Genomic DNA, 3114 nt, shown 5'->3' with positions numbered 1-3114 from the left:
CTCATATTTAATTAAATCCTTTCGTCTCATTATATAATATAATCCTTTATTTATTTTTGTTATAACTTATTTATAATTTTTAAATTTTTAATTTTATACTTTATCCACTAAATAACTTCGAGTAATCCTCTGACTTCGCAAGTCAGATTTTCCGCGTATATTAGCCATCACAGCCCATCTTACCCAATCCCCCGACTTCGCAAGTTGAACTTCTTAAAAAAGGTGAGACAATGTAAAAAGGTCAATTATATTTGCAAAAAAGGTTAAATTTGTTGACAATCTACACTTATAGATAGGGTAAAAACTATTTTATTTACTAAAACGTTTTATATGAGATATTTCAATTCCTTAAAATTATGACCATTAGCATAACTATATAATAGCTTTAAATAACTTAAGAATCCTTTCCTTTTCTTCCCGGGAAAAAATCCTTCAGTTCCCATATAATTATAACTAAGAAAAAAACTAGAATGAAAACTGCTAATATTTTACTCATATTAACGCCTCTTTTTTTTATATTATTCTAATAATTTGCCAACTTCATATATCAAAATTTTATATAACAAATTTAATTTTTATTATAACTTAAAAAAGTAAAATACAATTATATTTTACTTATATAATAATTAAGAATGTAGAAGGTTTCAATGCCTAATTACAAGGTTTAAAACACTGTATAGCATAAATTTAAAAAAAGTCAAGTAAAACTTGCTATAATTCCTCATAGGTAAGGTAAAAAGATCAAAGCATTATAAAGCATTATAAAGTTTGATTTTTCCTGTTTTCTCAAATTTTCGAAACATAATGCTACTTTAATCTATCCCAAATGGCTACATATAGAGATATTTTATCAGCAAGTTCTCCACCATCTCCGATAAGAAATCGTAAAATAATATTTGTATCAAGATATACGATATTTTTCTTTGACATGTTCACTCCAGGCGTCTTCTTCTGTTAACCCGGTTTTTAATTTATTTCTTGCATATTTATTCAAGCTGCCTGCCATCTCTTCAACTGAAGGAATTCTTCTTATAAAAATACGATTCCCCTCTTTAATAAATTCGACATAATCCGAATTCAGCTCTTTCCGAATTTCTTTCGGTATAGTTATTTGTCCTCTTTTTGATATTTTTGCTTTTATAACTTTCATTTTTTTCCTTCTTATACAGTAATCCTCTGACTTCGCAAGTCAGATTTTCCGCATATACTCGCCATCACAGCCCATCTTACCCAATCCTTCAACTTCGCAATTTAGAATTTTAAGCTCATATTTAGCTGGATGTTATAAATATATCATCTAGCGAGAAAATGTGATACTCGACTTTATAGTTATTAAATTTTCTGAGAACTTTTTGTGATTTTTCTTTTAATTTATCTAGGGAAGCTTTTTGTGGGTCTAATTTCACTTCGGCAAATAAAACCAGTTTCTCATAATCATTAACAGCTACAATATCAATCTCATTTTTATTCCCTTTTTCCCAATAATTTCCAATAATATTAAAGCTTCTTTCTATAATCATTTTGGCTTTGAAATATTTCTCCAGAATTTTACCAGCATACGAATTAAAGTCACGTCTGACAACATCTTTTAAGTATTCATAATTACCTATTTCCACTGCACTGTTATATTTGTAAATAAAGCGAAACCAAAAACTCAAAAAATTATCTACAATTGTATATTTTTGTATTCTGCTGTTAGGTTTGCTTAGGATTGGTTTTATCTTTTTAATAATATAAAAATCTTTCTCAAGGCGCTGTAGAAAACCGCCTATATCCTTTTCTAAAATACTTTCTATTTCACTGCGACTAGTTTTAGAAGAAGCTATCAATGATAATATGGAGAAATAAGTTGTATACTCTTTTCCAAATTCTTCTATTAATATGGACTTACCTTCTTCAATAAATAAAGAGTTTTCTCGGAAAATTTCATTGATAATTGCATCAAAACTAAATATTTTTCTATCAACAAAATATTCCACATACTTAGGAACACCACCGGTAATAGCGTAAAAGGCAAAAAAGTCAAAGTTATCAGCTTTATTTACATTGTTCAGATAGATATCCTGCAACGTTTTTATGTCAAAAGGGTTTAAATTAATTTTTAAAGATGCTCTGCCAAAGAGAGGCTCTTTGGAATTTTCAAAGATATCTTTCATCATAGAATAAACAGAGCCAGAAAAAATCAACAGTAGCGATGTAGAATCCTTGTAAATGTCCCAAAGTTTTTGAATATCACTATAAACAGATGGATTTATGTGTTTGAATTCTTGAATTTCATCAAAAACTATTACATAGTTTTTATTTTTAAAATTTTCCAGCAGGAATTCAAAAAAATCATGAAACTTTTCTATTTTCCCAAAAAATTTTACATTTGTTTGTTTTTGAACAATATCTACAAATTCTTCACATAGCAAGTGCTCATCTTTTCTTGAAACAACAAAATAAAGCGCACTTTTATCTTCCACGAATTTTTGAATTAGTCTGGTTTTACCGACTCTCCTTCTTCCCGTTACTACAGCCATTTGAGAATTTTTAGCAGATAATTTGTATAATTTATTTAAATCATTCAGTTCTGATTTTCTACCATAAAATTGCACATTTTATCTCCGTAATGCGTATTACTGTAATAGATATTACAATAATAAAATAATAAATTCAAGGCTTTTTGAAATCCTTTCCCAACTTCGCAAGCTAATCCTCTGACTTCGCAAGTCAGATTTTCCGCATATACTCGCCATCACAGCCTATCTTACCCAATCCTTCAACTTCGCAAGTTGAACCTTTTAAAAAAGGTGAAGCAATGAAAAAAGGGGGTCAATTTTATTTGTAAAAAAGGTTAAATTTGTTGGCAATCTACAATCAACAATTAGATTGTTTCAATTCCTCATAGGTAGGGTGAAAACTATTTAAATTTAAACAAAAAAGCAATAAATGCAGTGTTTCAATTCCTCATAGGTAGGGTAAAAACTTTATTTGTTTTTTAGATACATTTATGTTACGATAGTTTCAATTCCTCATAGGTAGGGTAAAAACTGGAAGTGTTAATCAGAATGAAAGACAGGAAGCCGTGTTTCAATTCCTCATAGGTAGGGTAAAAACAGAAGTACAGAAGGT

2 protein-coding genes and 1 CRISPR repeat array are annotated in these 3114 nt (G+C 28.9%); both genes read right to left on the bottom strand.

Going from position 1 to position 3114, the window contains the following annotated elements; translation table 11 throughout:
• Window positions 1-901: 901 nt before the first annotated feature.
• On the bottom strand, window positions 902-1150 hold the full coding sequence (locus SVN78_09770; GenBank protein MDY6821892.1) for an AbrB/MazE/SpoVT family DNA-binding domain-containing protein: 249 nt from the start codon (window positions 1148-1150) through the stop codon (window positions 902-904).
• 121 nt (window positions 1151-1271) lie between these two features.
• Complete coding sequence (locus SVN78_09765) at window positions 1272-2597, bottom strand: ATP-binding protein (GenBank protein ID MDY6821891.1); 1326 nt, start codon at window positions 2595-2597, stop codon at window positions 1272-1274.
• Window positions 2598-2872: 275 nt separating this feature from the next.
• Window positions 2873-3099: direct repeats of the CRISPR family, unit length 30 nt; unit sequence GTTTCAATTCCTCATAGGTAGGGTAAAAAC.
• Window positions 3100-3114: the final 15 nt, after the last annotated feature.

It is taken from the genome of Deferribacterota bacterium (genome assembly GCA_034189185.1).
Classification (GTDB): Bacteria; Chrysiogenota; Deferribacteres; order Deferribacterales; family UBA228; genus UBA228.
This window is presented reverse-complemented; position numbering and strand designations above follow the sequence as displayed.

Coding starts and splice junctions, on each gene's coding strand:
- SVN78_09770 (MDY6821892.1), bottom strand. CDS start 1,150: ATGAAAGTTATAAAAGCAAAAATATCAAAAAGAGGACAAATAACTATA.